The 18,037-nt window shown below is 55.7% G+C and carries 8 protein-coding genes; 5 read left to right on the top strand and 3 right to left on the bottom strand.

Annotated elements, in window-relative coordinates; all coding sequences use genetic code 11:
- Positions 1 to 5: 5 nt before the first annotated feature.
- From fucP to VO84_RS05940, 3 genes are all read right to left on the bottom strand, one after another.
- Entirely contained in the window at positions 6 to 1,340 is a 1,335-nt protein-coding gene (gene fucP, locus VO84_RS05950) for an L-fucose:H+ symporter permease (RefSeq protein WP_058186537.1), read from the bottom strand.
- A 70-nt stretch (positions 1,341 to 1,410) separates the two neighbouring features.
- On the bottom strand, positions 1,411 to 2,331 hold the full coding sequence (locus tag VO84_RS05945; RefSeq protein ID WP_197413915.1) for a hypothetical protein: 921 nt from the start codon (positions 2,329 to 2,331) through the stop codon (positions 1,411 to 1,413).
- A 132-nt stretch (positions 2,332 to 2,463) separates the two neighbouring features.
- Positions 2,464 to 3,615, bottom strand: a complete 1,152-nt coding sequence (locus tag VO84_RS05940; protein WP_197413914.1) for a glycoside hydrolase family 172 protein — start codon at positions 3,613 to 3,615, stop codon at positions 2,464 to 2,466.
- A 476-nt stretch (positions 3,616 to 4,091) separates the two neighbouring features.
- Between VO84_RS05940 and VO84_RS05935 the strand changes: the two genes are divergently transcribed.
- The 5 genes from VO84_RS05935 to VO84_RS05910 all read left to right on the top strand — a co-directional run bounded on the left by VO84_RS05935 (position 4,092) and on the right by VO84_RS05910 (position 17,806).
- Positions 4,092 to 5,111, top strand: coding sequence for a LacI family DNA-binding transcriptional regulator (locus tag VO84_RS05935; RefSeq protein ID WP_058186393.1), 1,020 nt, complete (start codon positions 4,092 to 4,094; stop codon positions 5,109 to 5,111).
- A 166-nt stretch (positions 5,112 to 5,277) separates the two neighbouring features.
- On the top strand, positions 5,278 to 6,873 hold the full coding sequence (locus VO84_RS05930; RefSeq protein WP_058186391.1) for a fucose isomerase: 1,596 nt from the start codon (positions 5,278 to 5,280) through the stop codon (positions 6,871 to 6,873).
- Positions 6,870 to 8,444, top strand: a complete 1,575-nt coding sequence (locus VO84_RS05925) for a ribulokinase (RefSeq protein WP_058186389.1) — start codon at positions 6,870 to 6,872, stop codon at positions 8,442 to 8,444. The genes VO84_RS05930 and VO84_RS05925 overlap by 4 nt, the downstream gene beginning before the upstream one ends.
- 439 nt (positions 8,445 to 8,883) lie before the next feature.
- Entirely contained in the window at positions 8,884 to 11,703 is a 2,820-nt protein-coding gene (locus VO84_RS05920) for a GH116 family glycosyl-hydrolase (RefSeq protein ID WP_058186387.1), read from the top strand.
- 316 nt (positions 11,704 to 12,019) lie between these two features.
- Positions 12,020 to 17,806: a beta strand repeat-containing protein gene (locus VO84_RS05910; protein ID WP_058186384.1), complete on the top strand. Its 5,787-nt coding sequence runs from the start codon at positions 12,020 to 12,022 to the stop codon at positions 17,804 to 17,806.
- Positions 17,807 to 18,037: the final 231 nt, after the last annotated feature.

Here is an 18,037-nt window from a genome sequence, read left to right as displayed (position 1 = left end):
GATGCTCATCCGTGCTGAACCGCTGTGGCAGTTACACCTTTGCGGCGCACAATCAGGCCGTACAGAAAAACAACCACGTATCCGAACAGCGGTATCACGTAACCGATTGCAATGCTGCCCGTCTGACGAGCGATATATCCCTGGATCGGCGGAAAAACAGCGCCGCCCGCTACGGCCATTACCAGGAATGATCCGGCGAGTTTGGTGTTGGGCCCAAGGCCCTTGAGGCCGAGGGCGAAGATGGTCGGAAACATAATCGAAAGGAAGAAGCTGCTTATCACAATGGCATAAGCGCCGTGCATTCCGGGAACGGCGGCTGCAAATCCCAGCAACGCAACATTGGTTATCGCGTAAATTGATAGCAGGTTCCTTGCATCCACATACTTCATCAGTTGTGTGCTGAAGAAGCGGCCCAAAGCCATAGCCACAAGAGTCGCAGTAAGGTAACCGGCGGCTGTACGCTCGCTCACTCCGGTGAACTGCTTCATATACGGAATCAGGCTGCTCCATGTCGCAACCTGTGCGCCAACATTGGCAAAGTTCGCAACCACAGCCAGCCACAACTGCGGATAATGCAGCAGCGCGCGGAACGAGCCGTGATCTTCCGTTGTGTTCTCATGCTCGCTTCGAATTGTGGGGAATTCCATGCGCGAGAGAATCAGCGCAAAGATGAGGACAGTGGCGCCAAGGGCAACGTAAGTCGGAACTACGCGCATCAATTCATGATGCAGATATCCGGAGTAAGTGCCCGCCTGGCGCATTGCATCAATCTGCGGCTGCTTTAGTTCAACGCCCGAGAAGATGAAGCTTGCGCCGAGAATGACGCCGGTGATGGTGCCGGGAGGGTTAAACGACTGCGCAAAGTTCAGTCTTCTCTCGGATGTTTCGGCGGGCCCGAATTGCGCCATGAAGGGATTGGCGGCAGTTTCAAGGATGGATGCGCCGCAGCCGACGACAAACAAGGCCAGTAGAAAAGGCAGATATTGCCCCATAACGGCTGCCGGAAAGAAGAGAATCATTCCCAGACCAAAAACGGACAAGCCCGCTACCATACCCGCCTTGTAACCCCGGGACCGCATGAACAGCGCGGCGGGAATAGCCATGCACAGGTAGCCGAGGAAATTTGCCGTCTGCACAAGCTGAGCAGTCAGCTGCGTCAGCTCAAAGGATTTCTTGAATTGCTGCACCAGAATGTCAGTAAGGTTGTTCGACATTCCCCAAAGAAAGAACAGCACAATGACCAGCGCGAACAGGAGCCGGTGATCGACAGGAAACATCCGCGGCTTATGATTCGGATCCGCGGATTGTGAGTCCGGTCGATTGCTTTGAAAAGTTTGCATGGCATCAGCACCTTTATAGGGCAGCGTTGTCCCGAAAGTCGTGTTCAGACGATACAACTCTCGGTTGTTCTTATACTGCCGGTACCTGCCGAACCAGCGGAAGGATGGCACGATCCAGATCGTCGTCGGTTATCGCATCCAATTTCACGTTGCGGAAAAGCCCCCAGTGCTCGACCAGCTCAACGGTCTTTCCTGGAGCCAGCTTCGTGAGCGGGCCTAGAGTTTCAATTTCGAGGAATTCATTGTTGGTGAAGGTCTCAAACGAGCATCCAAAATCGGGATACTGTTTTGAAGGATCGGCCGTGCCGCGCTTCACGAACACTTCGCCCTTACGCAGGTAAGCTGCCCAGGTGTCCTGGTTGAACATGCCCAGCTTCTGCGCCTCGTTGTTGTTTGGATCCTGACGCAGGGTGAGGTATTTGCGCGTAAATTTCCAGCGTGGGTCAGCGAGATTGGTATAAGCCCACATGGTCAAGGGGTTTGTTGCTTCGAGGTTTTGAGGATGGTGGCCGCGCGGCGGAAATCCGCTGATAACCATTCCGCCCTGCGCCATCATGGTCAGCGCCCAGGGCGAGAACTCAAGCGGAAATAGAGAGTGATTGGTGATGCGGTGATAGACGGTGACATTGCTTCCCGTTGGAGCGAGGCTGACAGCAATCTCCTTCTGGAGTCCGGTGAGTGGTTCTACAGGTTCGCGCGCAACAACACCATTCGGCGTGACCTCAATCGTGACTGGCACATTGTCTGGCGCCCAGGTTGCGATGGGATCTTCGGGCGCTTTCCAAACGCGGTCGCCGCCGCGGAGCTGGAAGGCAGCCTCTCCCGTTTTGCCCATCTGGTCGGGGTACTCTTTGAAGATGTTCTCGCCGCCGATGAATGCGAAGCGGATGATCCGCGGTCCCACGTCGCCGGTGACAATCAGTTCGACTTCACCATTACTGATCTTGTAGCAATTCGCCCAACCTTTGTACTCTACTTTTTCAACACTCACGGCTGCCCTCGTTAGAGTTGTCATAGTGAGAATTGCCACTAGAACGAATAGCTTCCTAACCATTACATTCCCTCATTTGCAAAAATCTGTTGTGCCGCATGTTGCGCCGGCGGAGCGAAGATGAGAAGTTCGTCAGTTCGGCTGCAGCAAATCTCTGGCGGGTAATTTCGGAAAAGGCTTGTGCGGCTCAGTCTGGTACCAGTACGCGACCGAAGAGATATCGTCCATGAGCGGCAGATAACGGCCGGCGCTCTGCCAGCCTAAATCCTGGATGGTCACGTGCAGGTCATGATCGAAGCGTATCGGATCAGGGATATGCCACCGGTACATTCCGAAACGCTGCTGGGACTCATATAAACCATCAGGCTTAATAACCTGAGCCAGGCCTGAGTAGGGCGACGTAAAAGTGTCGTACTGGTGCGTGACTGGGTTCTCGAAATCGTATGAGCCGTTGAAATAGTCTTCTGTGCCCGTACCGTTAATCGTGGGGAACTGGGTGTCACCATCCATGTAGAACTTGATCTCGCCTTCGCCCCACCAGCCGTTGTTGTGCGTGCCCAACGCAAGATACGTGCCCACGTACTGGCCTTTGCCCTCCACGCCGTCAAGAATCGTATAGACCTGTTTGTAGGGAACAGGATTTACGCGCCTGAACTGGGCATGGAAGTAAGCTGCATCCGCAGGTACGGCAGCCTTGGTGTAGTCAATCTGGTAGTAGATCACCATAGGCTTGTCGTCGAGGTTTTCGAGTGTAATGCGCGCCTTTTTCCGGAACGGCATCGGCCAATAGGAATTGAAGGAGCTCCCCGGGTTGACGCAGATGGCCAAAGACGAGATCGGCGCATATTTGTTCCATCCCATAGCGAAAAAGTCGCCGACCGGAACTTCAACCGATGGTTCGGTCTCGCCGTCCCAGTATATGCGGAAGATGGAAAGGCGCCAGTTGCCGGTGGGCGTCATCCAGATGTGCTGGACCTGTCCCGATCCATCAATATCAGCCAGTGTAATGGTCTGGCCTGCATTCACATTGATCGACGGGCTGATCTTCCAGCCCTGCCCCAGGTCACGAGCCGCGCTACGGCCGGTGCCCTCGGTCGCTATGCCGCCTTTACCTTTTTCCCCGGTGAGATTCTCAGGGCTGATGGAATAGGTATGCGCGTCCGACGTCCGGTAGATATTGCTGAGGCTGGTAGTGAGGCCATCATATTGCGTGGTCTGGGCCAAAGTCGAGGCTGGCAGTGCAAGCAATACCCCGAGTAATGCAAAATCGCGCATTCGTGTCATCGTTTCTCCATATGGCAGCCTTAGAAGAGGGAAAAGTCCTTACAGGTGCGCAATTTGACTCTGGCTGACCTCTCCTGAAACCTTTGGAAGTCCCTGCGAAAAGCCAGCCACCAAAATCAAATCTGATTTCCATAACGTCATGCCGGTCCTCATGATCCAAGCCTGTCTCAGAACTTCAGATTTCACGGTTAAACGTCGGGATTCTTTCTAAATCGGCCCGTACCCAGCTGTCAAGCGAAACGTTACGATAATATTGGGATTGCCTAGCGAACTCGCCCGACACTCCGCCCAAAAACGGCTTTTTCCGCCAGGATGATCGATAGTCCAGTGAATTTTGGAAGCAATGCTGGCAGGGAAGGAACTGAACAGTGAGTCACGCCCCGGTGATGGGGGCGCTTTGCAATTGGAACGTTATAGGTAATACTGGAATCGTTCACGATACTTGTTGAAATCGAAGGGGTTGGAAACCAGTCAGAATGGCCGAAAGGGCAAAATACACAATGCGAGACGTGGCGCGCCTCGCTGGTGTTTCCACTTCGACTGTCTCCGCCGTCATCAACGAGTCGGTTGTTGTCAGTCCGAAACGCAAAGAGCGAGTTTTGGCGGCGATGTCGGCGCTGGACTATCAGCCTGATGCCATTGCGCGCAGCCTTAAGACCGGTCGCTCCAACGCTATAGGGGTCATTGTTCCCGACATTACCAACGCCTTTTACCCCGAGGTCATTCGCGGAGTGGAAGTGGCGGCGCAAGCTGCCGGGTATTCCGTGTTGCTATGTGATTCGAGTGAAGATCGAGCCATCGAAGAGAGGCATCTTACAGCACTCTTTTCCCGCCGTGTTGACGGCGTCATCCTGGCCTGCTGTGTGAATTCAAGAGCGACCGAGCAGATTGCAAGGCGCAATATTCCGGTTATATTTATTGATCGTTTACCGCCTTCGAGGGCAGTCTATAGCGTTTGCACAGACAATGTAGCGGCAGGGCAATTGGCCGCGGAACACCTGCTAGGGCTTGGTCACAAACGCATTGGAATGCTGGCGGGCCACATGGGACTGTCGCCCCACCACGATCGTTTGGAGGGGTTTCGCAAGGCAATGCAGGAGGCACATCTACCCATCCTGGACGAGTACCTGATTGCAGGGAATGTACAGGTGGAAGATGGCGTTGAAGCCGGTCATCGCCTGCTCGGTTTGCCCACTCCCCCCACGGCAATCCTGGCCAGTAACAACAAGCTCCTGCTGGGAGTGCTTCAGGCTGTTGAAGAAAGAAACATCTCGATTCCAAAAGACTTAAGCGTGCTCGGCTTCGACGACTATTTGTGGAACATGCACTTCAGTCCCGGGCTGACCGCCGTTGCTCAACTTACAGGTGACATCGGCAGAAAATCCTTTGAACTGCTCCATCAGCTCATCCAGAATCCCCCCACTGATGACACCGCTCCAACGCATATGCTGATCCCGGCGGAACTGCGCATCAGGAATTCAACAGCCCGTCGATAAGCAGCGTCGAATAGCCGGATCCGCTCCCGTTCCGAGAGATCGACACCGAGCCAACGTGACAAAAATCGCCCTGAAATATGCGCTGAATCCAAAATCGTAACGTTTCTATTGCACAGTGCAAGAGCCTGCGGTACACTGACTTCGCTTTAGAGAGGGGCAGGCCCTAATGTCTTCGTCCATCTTCATGGTCGCCAGCGGTGATCTGCGGCCGTCGGCCAACCAAAAGTGCTGGCCCGCGCAACAGGCAGCTGAGGCCGCACTTACGCAGGCCATTCACCAGTTGGGTTTTAAGGTCGAGCGTGCACATCCGGTGATCCCCGAAAAAGGGCACGGGTTTATTGATAGCCAGCGGTATGGATTGGAGATTTTTCAGCAGATTCCTTCCGAAGCCCCGGTCATCGTGATCGAGGCGGTGTGGCAATACAGCCATCATGTACTTGGCGGCCTGATATACCATCGCGGCCCCATTCTCACCGCGGCTAACTGGAGTGGGCAATGGCCCGGCCTGGTTGGAATGCTGAACCTGAACGGCGGCCTGACGAAGGCTGGAGTGAAATATGACACCCTCTGGAGTGAGGATTTTACCGACGCGTACTTCCTCGACCGGCTGAAGGCCTGGCTCAATGGCGGTCGCGTCATTCACGATTCCTCCCATGTGAAGCCTCTGCATGCATCGCCGGTGCCGGACAGCGCAGAACGCGTTGGCCGTTCTGTAGCGGAAGATTTTGCTAAGAGGAAGGCAATCCTTGGCGTCTTTGACGAGGGATGCATGGGAATGTACAACGCCATCATTCCCGATGAACTGCTCCATGCGATCGGCTTCTTCAAAGAGCGCATGAGCCAGTCGGCGCTTTACGCCGGCATGCGCAAGGTGCCTGTTGAGCTTGCGCAGTCGGTTCGGTCGTGGCTGGATGCGCGCGGCATGAAGTTTTCTACCGGATCTGACTCCGCTACCGAACTGACAGATGCGCAGATTCTGGAACAATGCCAGATGTACATTGCGGCGCTGCGGATTGCAGACAACTTTGGGTGCGATGCGATCGGAATCCAGTATCAGCAGGGTTTGAAAGATCTGACTCCGGCCTCTGATCTTGTTGAGGGATTGCTGAACAACGTAGATCGGCCTCCGGTGACGGCGGAGGGAAATGGTCGCGTGTTGTATGAAGGCCAGGCGCTGCCCCACTTTAATGAAGTGGACGAGTGCGCCGGCGTTGACGCGCTTGTTACCAATCGCGTGTGGCGTCAGCTTGGGCTTGCACCGGAAACAACCCTGCATGACATTCGCTTTGGAGAAGAGTACGACGGGCAATTCGTGTGGGTGCTTGAGATTTCTGGCGCCGCGCCGCCGGAGCACTTCGTTGACGGCTACAAGGGCGCTACAAGCGAACGCCAGCCACCCATGTATTTCCCTCTGGGCGGCGGCACCTTGAAAGGAATCAGCAAGCCAGGCGAGATTGTATGGAGCCGTGTGTATGTTGAGGACAACAAAATCAAGGCCGACATGGGAAGAGCGACCGTCGTGGAATTGCCGAAAGAAGAAGTGGAGCGCAGATGGCAGATCACGACCCCGCAATGGCCAATGATGAACGCGGTTTTGCATGGCGTGACGCGCGACCAGTTGATGGGACGGCACAAGTCGAATCACATTCAAGTGGCATACGGCGACAATGCACAGTCCGCCGATGAGGCATTGATGGCAAAGGCAGTAGCCTTCCGCGAGCTTGGATTGGATGTCTATCTCTGCGGCGGCGCAACGAAATGAGCCTCGTGCTTGGTGTCGACTTCGGCACGCTCAACGTGCGCGTTTCAGTCTTCGATCATCAGGCGGGCAGACTGAGCTCGGGAACAGCGCCATATCCACTGAAGCGGAAGAAAGAAGATCCGGACTTCGCTACGCAGGCGCACGCGGATCATCTGCGAGCGCTGTGCGAAGCGACCGCTGCCGCACTCGCTGCAGGCGGCATCAACGGTCTGTCCATTGCTGCAATCGCCATCGACACAACCGGGTCGAGTGTCGTAATGGTCGACGAGCAGCTCCGGCCGCTCGACGACTATTACCTATGGTGCGATCATCGCTCCTGGCGTGAAGCCGCGGAGATTACTCAGGCTGCACACAGCTACGGCCTTGAAGCCATCGACTGGTGCGGCGGCGTCTATTCCTCGGAGTGGGGTTTCGCAAAAGTCCTTCATTGGCTGCGGCACAACCCTGATAAGCGCAGCCAGTTCGCAACTGCTCTGGAGCACTGCGACATGATTGCTGCCGAATTGTGCGGCATCAAGCGCCTGGACGAGCTGCCGCGCAGCGTTTGCGCAATGGGCCACAAGTGGATGTGGAACGCAGCGCTCGGCGGACTTCCGCCTGAGGAATTCTTTGTCTCCGTCGATCCCTTGTTCGAAGGCATTCGCGCCGCAATCACGCTGGGAAAATATCGCAAGGCAGGCGTGCCGGCGGGCACATTAAGCGCAGAGTGGGCCAGGCGACTGGGACTCTCGACGGGAATTCCTGTTGGTATGGGCGCTCTCGATGCGCACTGGGACGCTGTAGCCGCGGGAATCAGGCTGGGAGATGTTGTCAACGTGATCGGCACATCGACATGCATCATCGGAATGAGTGATGCAGCGACTTTGGTGCCAGGCGTTTGTGGAGTTGTGCCCGGCTCGGTACATCCTGCTTACACCGGAATTGAAGCCGGGCTTTCAGCTACAGGCGATATCTTTGACGCGATCGCCCGTCGCGCAGATAGGAGCGTGGAGCAGTTAAGTGAACAGGTGAAACACTACCGCGCGGGGCAGACCGGACTCCTTCGCCTTGCCTGGGACAATGGAGATAGGACAATCCTGGTAAATCCTTCCTTGGGTGGAGTCACCCTGGGATGGAATCTGACTCACGGGCCGGAGGATGAATTCTTCGCGGCGATTGAAGGAACTGCCTTCCACACGCGCATCATTCTTGAACACATGCAGAGCTATGGTGTACCGGTGGCACGCGTCATCAATGGCGGCGGCATTCCCCGCAAGAATGAACTTCTTAACCAGATCTATGCGAATGTCCTGAACACCCCGGTGGTCACCCCAGTTGGAGACGTGACCGGAACCGGCGCCGCGGCGTTCGCGTTCCTCACGGCTGGAATCTTTGCCTCACTCGAAGAGGCGCAGCAGGCGTTATGCCCTCCCTGCAGGATTTACGAGCCGCAGTCCGCGGCGCTGCCTGTATACGATGAACTCTTCGGCTGCTTCAAGAGCCTCTATTACGCATTGGGCAACAAAGAACCCTATTCGTGCCATCTCACTGAGGTCCTTCCCACCCTGCGAAGGTTAGCGGCGGTTTCGTAACCGCGAGTGGCCTACCGCTCCCGCTTATCTGTGGTCCGCCCCGCTTGAATTGTCCAACGGTCCAGGGAACTCAATCTTCAATCAGCATCCTCCCGAAACAAACCGAGATGGTCTCGGTATGGGCGTTTACGTCGACACTTGCATCGTTATGATTATGATCTGATATAGATTGAAAACAAGAGATTGGGAAGCTTACCTTGAAGCTTTCTAAATCCCCATTAATCCTCTGCATGGAGTGCCTAGTTTGCTCATTAAATGCATGAAAATAATGGAAGATAATTCAATCACTTCAGAATTATCCCCAGCGCGTTCTGAAAAACTCCTTGACAGGCGAATGGCCCCATGCTCAAATTTCTCTTCCGAAATAGAACGTTACGAAAATGATCGCAAACTAGGACTGATTGACAAGGCAAGCCGTAGATGAAGTTCAGGGGGATTTATGTGGAACAAAGAGAATATCAATCGTAGAAAGTTTCTCCTCGCATCGTCTGCGGCAGCCTTGGGCGCCGCCGCACTTCCAGGGGCGCAAGCCTCGGAGCCGGAGCGCCCTTCATCCTTTCAATCGAAGGCAGGATCGCTCGTTCCTTATTCACGTTCCGAGCTGCTTACCGGAAAATCGTCCGCCAAAGTTCTCTCTGGCGCACAGGCGGCGGAGGTCGCATTTCCGCTTGGAGGAATTGGCACCGGGACGATCTCCCTTGGAGGGCAGGGACAACTCCGCGACTTGGAGATCTTCAACCGTCCTGCAAAGGGACGAATCCTGCCGTTCAGCTTTGTAGCCCTGTGGGCCAAGTCCGAGGGTGGCAATAGCAGCATGAGAGTGGTGGAGGGGCCGCCGCTTCCTCCATTCCGCGGCTGGAATGGATATAAACGGGAGTCAGGACAAGGGCTACCGCACTTTCGTGGTGCCAGGTTCAGCGGAACCTATCCCATCGCTCACATCGATTTTGAAGATAGCTCGCTCCCGGTAACCGTTGAACTGGAAGCCTTCAATCCCTTCATTCCCCTCAACGTTGACGATTCCAGCCTGCCTGTGGTGATCTTCAAATATCGCGTGACGAATCGGACGCAAAAGCCGGTGAACTTCGCACTGGCATTCTCGCTGATGAACCCTGTGGGCTATGACGGCAAGGCATTTCTCGAAGACTCCAGTTTCCCCGGCTTCGGTAAAAATCTGACAACCCTGAAAGAGGATGCCGGCGCAGGCACGCGAGTTACCGGCCTCGAGATGACTTCAGGCAAGTATGCTGCAGGAGATCCCCGGTCTGGGTCGCTCGCGTTGCTGACCACCCATCCCTCAGTCACTGCGAGGACAACCTGGGGCAGCGGCGCATGGTGGGATACATATCAAAAGTGGGTCGACCAATTTTCAGCCGACGGCACATTGAAAGACCCCTCGCCGGCGAAACCAACCGACGACGGCAAATCGGACTATGCAACCCTTGCTCCTCACGCGCACCTGGCTCCCGGAGAGTCGACAACGATCACCTTCGTGCTGGCCTGGTATTTTCCCGTGCGTGAAAACTACTGGCACGACGACAACGCGAAGATGAAGGGCAAGAAGCTGACGAACTACTATGGCACTCGCTTCAAGAGTGCCTGGGAAGTTGCAAGCCACACCGCCAGCCGCCTGCAGGAATTGGAAAGCAAGACCCGATCCTTCGCGGAGTCCCTCACTTCCAGCACCCTTCCGCCGTACGTGATTGAAGCTGTCTCAAGTCAAGCCTCGATCATGCGCACCAATACATGCATCCTTCTCGAAGGCAAACAATTCTTCGGCTTCGAGGGATGTGGCGATGATCAACACAACGGATGGATGAACTGTTCGCACGTATGGAACTACGAGCAGGTAGTGGCCTTCCTCTTCCCCGAGTTGGAGCGTTTCATGCGCGTCACCGACTTTCAATACGAAATGCGCAGCGACGACAGCCTGGCCTTTCGCGCCATGGTGCCGCTGGGCATCGAGCAGTGGGATTTCCGTCCCGCCGCCGACGGTCAGATGGGCTGCATCATGAAGCTCTATCGCGAGTGGCAGCTCTCGGGTGACACCGAGTTCCTGAAGAAGATGTGGCCTAACGCGAAGCGTGCCCTGGAGTTTGCCTGGAAGTTTTGGGACGCGGACAAAGATGGCGTGATGGAAGGCGAACAGCACAACACCTATGACATTGAATTCTTCGGCGCCAACCCAATGATGACCACGCTCTATCTGGGCGCGCTCAGGGCTGGTGAAAAGATGGCGTCGGCGCTTGGCGAAAACGACGTTGCCGCCCGCTATCACAGCGTCTGGGCATCGGGCGTCAAGAACTTCGAAACCATGTGGAATGGCCGGTTCTATATCCAGAAGACGACTCCGGTCAGCGACATCAAGCCCATGCCGCCCTACGATCAGGCCAACTGGAAAGAGCGCGTAGTTGACAACGGCCAGTTGAAGTATCAGTTCGGCGCGGGATGCCTCTCAGATCAAATGCTGGGTCAGTATTTTGCGGACGTCCTCGGTTTGGATATAGGCCTGCCGAAGGATCATGTACGCTCAGCACTTCAGTCGGTATATCGCAATAACTTCATGCACACCTTCTGGACTCATGCCAATACTCAGCGCATCTACGCCATCAATGACGAAAATGGATTGGTGCTCTGTTCCTGGCCTGACGGCGGCCGTCCTGCACTTCCGTTTGTCTACTCCGATGAGGTCTGGACAGGAGTCGAATACCAGGTTGCCGCCGACCTGATCTATCGTGGACTGCTTGAAGAGGGGCTCGCCGTCGCCAAGGCGGTGAGCGATCGCTACGACGGCGTGCGGCGTAACCCGTGGAACCAGATCGAATGGGGTAACCACTACTCGCGTGCGATGGCCAGTTACGCTGTTCTGCTCGCTCTCTCCGGCTTCCGGTATTCAGCCATTGAGCAATCTCTCACCTTCACACCGCGGATCAATCAGGAGAGCTTCCGCTGCTTCTTTGCCGCCGGCTCGGGGTGGGGAACTTATACCCAATCAGTGAAGGGCTCCGTGCAGGAAATTCATCTCGAAGTTCTTCACGGAGAAATTCCGTTACGACAGATTCAGCTCAAGAATGCAACCGGCGTGGCGATTCTGTCGGCCTCTGTCGTTCCAGGTTCGGCCTCAAGCCGCTTGTCGAAGATTCAGAGCGAATTAAGCGGAGAAATACTGCAGATCAAATTTGAGCAGGAAATACGTCTCTCGCCCGGAAATTCGGTAGCCATACGCCTGTCGCATGTCGCCGAAGGGTCCAAAAGCTGATATGGAGAATCGAGCTTAAAAGCGCGACGCCTAAGTCAATGAACCTGATTTTCTCCGATAAGGTCCATCCTGACAAAGGCCGAAAGCCCGCTGAATCAGCGGGCTTTCGCTTTTCCTGCTCCTGCAGGGATTCAACTCCGCTCATCTGGCCGTTTCCGGAAACTATGATCTCGTTTGAAATGATCGAAGCGCGTCCGCTCCGCAGGCTATACTTGGCCCGCAGGCTCCTATCACTCGAATTTTCCTATTGAACCAGCAACCATAACAAGAAAATCCAGCCCCAACCGAGCCTCGCACATGCGTTCGGGAGGATTATATGAAGAGCGTATCCTTGCCCCAGAAAGACCATAAAGTTTCCAGCCGCTTGTTAACTTCCTTGCATAGAGCCGCGCAATGTCTGCTGCTCAGCTGCCTCGCTGCGACCATTCCGGCCGTCGCCCAGACAGCGACCACTACCACGCTAGCCATCACCAATGGCGGCACCGCCGTCACGTCGGTTGCGTCCAGCACGCCGGTCACGCTCACGGCCACAGTCATAGCCGGCTCAGCTCCCGTCATGCAGGGCGTGGTAAAGTTCTGCGACGCCACAGTAACTTATTGCGAAGACTTCCACATCGTCGGCACGGCGCAACTCACCTCCGCTGGCACAGCAAAGGTTGTTCTCCGCCCAACAGGGGGGAATCATAGCTACAAAGCCGTGTTCGTGGGCACCAAAACAAATGCCACAAGCAGCTCCTCGGCCTCGCCGCTCGGCGTCACCGGGCTTCCTCCCACTTCAACTACCCTTTCCTGGTCTGGATCGACAGCAAACCCAACGCTATCCAGCACAGTCATAGACACCGGCTTCAGCCAGGGACCAGGAGGGACAGTCTCCTTCCTGGACAAGAGCAATGGCAACGCCGTGCTCGGCACAGCACCGCTCAGTTCTTCCTCGGCGTCAATGTCATTTGTGACTTCCGCCAATCTTGGGCCTGCAACTCCCTATACGGTGTCCTATGAATCATCCTTTGCAATCGCTGACTTTAATCGAGATGGCATTCCGGACATCGCGATATCGGGAGTCGGCGCGATAACTGTCTATCTTGGAAATGGCGACGGCAGTTTTACGCAGCTCGCAGCCGCTTCAGGATTGTCTAACCCCGAGGAGATGGCCGCCGGTGATTTCAACGGCGATGGCGTTCCCGATCTGGCCGTCTATGTAAGTGGGCCCAATGGTACATCACAGATAATGATCCTGCTGGGGAATGGGGACGGAACATTCACGGCCGGCGCTACCCTCGATGCTCCGACAAGTGCTTATCAACCTTACCCAGGCGCTCCTGTCATAGCAGACTTTAACAACGACGGTATCCCCGATCTGGCGATTACGGTTAATAACGACTACTACGTAGATGGCGTTCTCAACCAGGCAGGTGGCGTTGCAGTTTTTCTTGGTAAAGGGGATGGAACCTTTTCGCAGGGGTCCTTAACTCTCAGTAGTTACGGTCCGGCTTCACGCACCGCGCTTGCTATCGGCGATTTCAATGGCGATGGCATTCCGGACCTTGTCTATTTACCTGCCACACCACCGGAAGAAGCAATTATCGATGCGCCAAATTTGGCGAATATTTTGCAGGGCAACGGAGACGGCACGTTCACGGCAGTCACCCCAATTACCCTCGGCGGCTATCCTTCCAATGTCGCTGTCGCCGATTTCAACGGCGATGGAATCTCCGATCTGGCAATCCTCACCGCGCCGTTCTCCGGTCCGGCCATATTTATATTCCAAGGTGTTGGGAATGGAACCTTTACGCAAGCAGCTGCTCCGAATCAGACTGTCCAATTTTCTGATATGGCCATCGGAGATTTCAATGGCGATGGAATTCCGGATCTGGTAGGAATAGCCGGGGAAAACGCCTCTTCCACAGCGGCAACCTTGTATACGGGCAAAGGGGACGGCACTTTTCCGGCTTCCTACACCACACAATGGCCAAATGCTGGTATCTCTTTTATGGCGGCTGCGGACTTCAACTTAGATGGGATGTCCGATTTGGCAATAACCAGTGACACACAGGTTCTTGATATTGTCGGGTTAACTGCATGGCAGCAAAGCACGGCTTCAATTTCGCCCACTCTCACCTACGGATCGCATGCCATAGTAGCCAGCTACTCCGGCGACAGTAACTTCGCTCCAAGTGTCAGTGGGCCGATTACCATTGACAACCGGGAACAGACGGTGCTTTCGTTGACTTTGACTCCCAGTTCTGGCCTTGTGGCCGGCCAGACACCCACACTGACCGCCACATTGAATCCTTATTCTTACCTGAGCTTCACCACAAACGGCGAGACAATTTCTTTCTATGACGGCGACATCATAAGTGGCACCACGCTAATAGGCACAAGTATGCTCTCCGGCGGAGTAGCCACGCTCGCATCTCCACCGCTGTCCCTCGGCCCACATAGTTTCACCGCTATCTATTCAGGTGACCTCGATTTCACATACGCCTCTAACCCATCGGTTTCAATCACCGCAACGCAGGCTCAACCCACTATCACTCTGAGCGCCAGCCCATTGGGAGCCACCCTACCCGGACAGACGGTTGCTCTGACGGCAACCCTCAGTGGCTACTACGGAACAACCAACGGCGAGTCCATCGGGTTTTACAGCGGAGGACAGATGATTGGTTCCGCAACCCTCTCCGGAGGCACGGCAATATTCCGCGCCTCCATGCTGCCGCTTGGTTCCAGCTCCCTCACGTCAACCTATCTGGGAGATGCGAACAATCTCAACGCAGCTTCAAATACCGTCTCCCACACGGTGGCTCAAACCGCTCAGGCAACCGCCGTATCGTTAGGAGTCACCAGCGCGGGCTCTCCGGCCACATCCGTTACATCCGGCACGCCGGTCACGCTCACCGCCACGGTCACTTCTGGCGGCGCTTCGGTTATGCACGGTACGGTGGTCTTCTGCGACGCATCTATATCGCCAACCGCAGCTTGCAATGGAACGCCTGAACTGGGCACAGCGCAGTTGACCAGTTCGGGAACCGCCTCTTTGATAGTTCGGCCGGGAATCGGGTCGCATTCGCTGCAAGCATATTTTGCAGGTACAAATAGTCTGGCGCCCGGTATTTCTGCCCCGTCCGTGCTCACGGCTACAGGGATGTATGCGTCTGCAGTCCAGGCCTCTTTCCCTAACCTGACAGATCCAGGCAATGTGTGGTTCACCATACAGGCAACCGCGTCGCCAGCTGCGGGTCCATTAACAGGCACTGTAACGGTGCAGGACCAGACCTACTCCAATTACACCTTGTATACCGGCCCGGTACCCACAACCTCGGCCGCGATTGGTCTTCCCTCGGTTTCTTCAGCACTGGGTTTCACTTTGGAAACACAATCGGCAACTGGCAGCAAGCCCTTCTCCATCGCCACTGCGGATTTCAATCACGACGGATTCCCCGACCTGGTAACGGCCAACTCCGGCGACAATAATGTGAGCGTATTGCTCGGTAACGGTGATGGAACCTTCAAGGCACAGGCAACTTACAGTACTGGGAATGGCGCGTTTGTCGTGACTGCGGGAGACTTCAACAACGACGGCAACCCGGACATTGCGATCGCCAACTTCTCCGACGGCACAGTATCGATTCTGCTGGGTAACGGCGATGGGACATTCCAGGCGCAGACGGTCTATACCGTAGGAACCGGGCCAGCCGCGATTGCCGTGGGTGATTTCAATGGAGACGGCATCCTGGACCTGGCAGTTACAAACGAAAAGGACAACACCGTCTCCATACTTATAGGCAACGGTGATGGGACCTTCCAGGCGCAGCAGACATTCGCTACTGGCAACAGCCCCGACGCGGTGGCCGTGGCGGACTTCAACGGCGACGGCTATACAGATCTCGCCATAGCCAACAATATTGATGGCACAGTGGGCGTTCTCCTCGGCAAAGGAGATGGAACCTTCCAGTCAATCGTCTCCTATACCGTAGGTGCCGGGCCGGTCTCCATTGCTGCAGCCGATTTGAATGCTGATAGCCGCATCGATCTCGCAGTCATCAACCTCTCCAGCAACAGCAGTCTCTCTGTCTTATTAGGGAATGGTGACGGAACTTTTCAGGCACAGGTCGTCACTCAGCTCGGCCAATCCTACCCGGAATCTGTAGTAGCCGGAAATCTGGTTGGCTTGGGCCATGCAGACCTGGCGATAGCAGCTTCGTCCTCAAACTCCGTTATCGTATTGCCCAACAACGGAAGTGGCGCATTTCCCATTGAAAGCGCCGCTTCCCTCGTTACAGTGAGCATAGGCAACGGCAACGCTCCCGTCTCGGTAGTAGTTGGAGATTGGAATGGCGATGGAATGATGGACGTAGCCAGTGCGAACAATTCATCGCATACGGTTACTGCACTTCTGAACGCCTACTCTTTTACAACAGCGTTCGAAACAAATCCAATTTTGCTGCCGGCGGGAGATCAATCACTGGTTGTCCAATACAGTGGTAACTCATTTTTCAGTAGCAGTACATCCGCTCCAGTACCGGTGGGTCTTCCAAAGCAGACAACAACACTTTCGCTCACGACAACCGGGACATCGAATCCAACAAATTACGGCCAATCCGTGACACTGACCGCAACACTGAGCCCTGTCGGCACCAATGGAGAGCCTGTCACGTTCTCAATGGGGGGCGTCACCCTCGGCACGGCAAAGCTTGCTTCGGGCGTGGCCTCGCTCACGCTGTCAACATTGCCGGCAGGCGTAGACGCAATTGTTGCAAACTATGCGGGGGACAATATGTTTACCGCGTCGTCTAGTGGCATGATCACTCAGACAGTCCGTCCCGTAATACTCACTGTCACCGCATCAAACACATCCCGCGCCTACGGCGCAGCCAATCCCGCATTCACCGGAACCGCGACCGGCGCAGTCAATGGAGATACGTTCACCGTTTCTGGTACCACAACCGCTGCCGCAACAAGCACGCCGGGTACGTATACGATCACGCCGTCCGCTACTGGCACGAACATCGCCAATTACACCGTGACGAAGGTAAATGGCACTTTGACCGTATCGCAGGCCGCACTCACCGTCACCGCTGCTAACGCATCTCGCGTCTACGGCGCAGCCAATCCCGCACTCACCGGGACCGCGACCGGTGCAGTCAATGGAGACACCTTCACCGTCTCCGGCACAACAACAGCCACGCCAGCAAGCACTCCAGGAAGCTACACGATCACGCCCTCGGTGACAGGCACAAACCTCGCCGACTACACCGTGGCTAAGGTCAACGGCGCTCTTGTCGTGTCGCAAGCTACGCCTGCGGTTGCGTTGAGCACATCGACAGCCGAGATCTACCCCGCAACTTCCGTCACCTTCACGGCCAAAGTCACCGCCTCCGGTTCGGGTGCATCCCCAACGGGCACTGTTTCGTTCTACGACGGCGCTACACTTCTCGGGACTGGTACCGTAAGCGCCGGCTCAGCAACCTATACCACCTCATCACTCTCCGTAGGATCACATTCCATCACCGCCGTCTACGCCGGCGATGCGAACTATACAACCCTCACCAGCACCGCGGTGAGCGAATCGGTCATCTCAAGCTTTACTCTCGCGCCACCCTCCGGCTCCAGTTCCTCGGCAACGGCCTCGCCCGGCGGAACTGCGACCTACACCCTCGCCGCAACTCCGCCTCCCGACGAGACATTTCCGCAGGCAGTTAGCTTCGCTGTCACAGGCTTGCCTGCAGGAGCTACAGCAACCTTCTCGCCGACTACAATTGCAGCGGGCTCCGGCGCTACCAATGTCACGCTCTCAATCAAGGTGCCATCCAGCTCGGCTGCCATCTCCCCACCACCCTTCAGGGGCATTCCCCTTCCCGTGGGGCTCGGACTGGTTCTGCTGCCGATGATGGGTCTGCGGCGCACATGGCGGCGCAACGGCACAGCCCGCATCATGATGTTCGCCATTGCGGCGGTTGCGCTCGCTGGAATACTGACAGGCTGCGGTGGCGGCGGCGACAACTCATCCACTCCGCCGCCGTCTTCGCAGAACTATACGCTGACTGTAACCGCAACCTCTGGCTCAGTCTCACAGACCTCCACGTTGCAATTGACGGTCAACTAACCAGCGCCAACGCATGAATCCGAAGCTCCGCAAAAACGAGAGCCCGCTCGTGTAGAGCGATGCGCCCAAATTAGAGGATGCAGGTGAATGCAAGTTCACCCTGCCTGCATGAGCAGCTGGTAATGAGAGAAGCATCTTCAGCTCTCAGCGCTTTCCCTTAGTGGCAAGCACGCTACAACTGCGTCCACTCGTCCTCCGTCTTTATCAATCGGAGACCCTCGCCCGCTGTTA

The organism is Occallatibacter gabretensis (assembly GCF_001449115.1).
GTDB classification, from domain to species: Bacteria; Acidobacteriota; Terriglobia; order Terriglobales; family Acidobacteriaceae; genus Telmatobacter; species Telmatobacter gabretensis.
Note: the sequence above shows the minus strand (reverse complement) of the source record. Positions and strands in the feature narration are given on the sequence as shown.

Bases quoted from the DNA above. Each gene is read 5' to 3' on its own strand.
- VO84_RS05930 (WP_058186391.1), top strand. From the start codon at position 5,278: ATGTCTTCGTCCATCTTCATGGTCGCCAGCGGTGATCTGCGGCCGTCG.
- VO84_RS05910 (WP_058186384.1), top strand. From the start codon at position 12,020: ATGAAGAGCGTATCCTTGCCCCAGAAAGACCATAAAGTTTCCAGCCGC.
- fucP (WP_058186537.1), bottom strand. From the start codon at position 1,340: ATGCAAACTTTTCAAAGCAATCGACCGGACTCACAATCCGCGGATCCG.
- VO84_RS05940 (WP_197413914.1), bottom strand. From the start codon at position 3,615: ATGACACGAATGCGCGATTTTGCATTACTCGGGGTATTGCTTGCACTG.
- VO84_RS05920 (WP_058186387.1), top strand. From the start codon at position 8,884: ATGTGGAACAAAGAGAATATCAATCGTAGAAAGTTTCTCCTCGCATCG.
- VO84_RS05925 (WP_058186389.1), top strand. From the start codon at position 6,870: ATGAGCCTCGTGCTTGGTGTCGACTTCGGCACGCTCAACGTGCGCGTT.
- VO84_RS05935 (WP_058186393.1), top strand. From the start codon at position 4,092: ATGGCCGAAAGGGCAAAATACACAATGCGAGACGTGGCGCGCCTCGCT.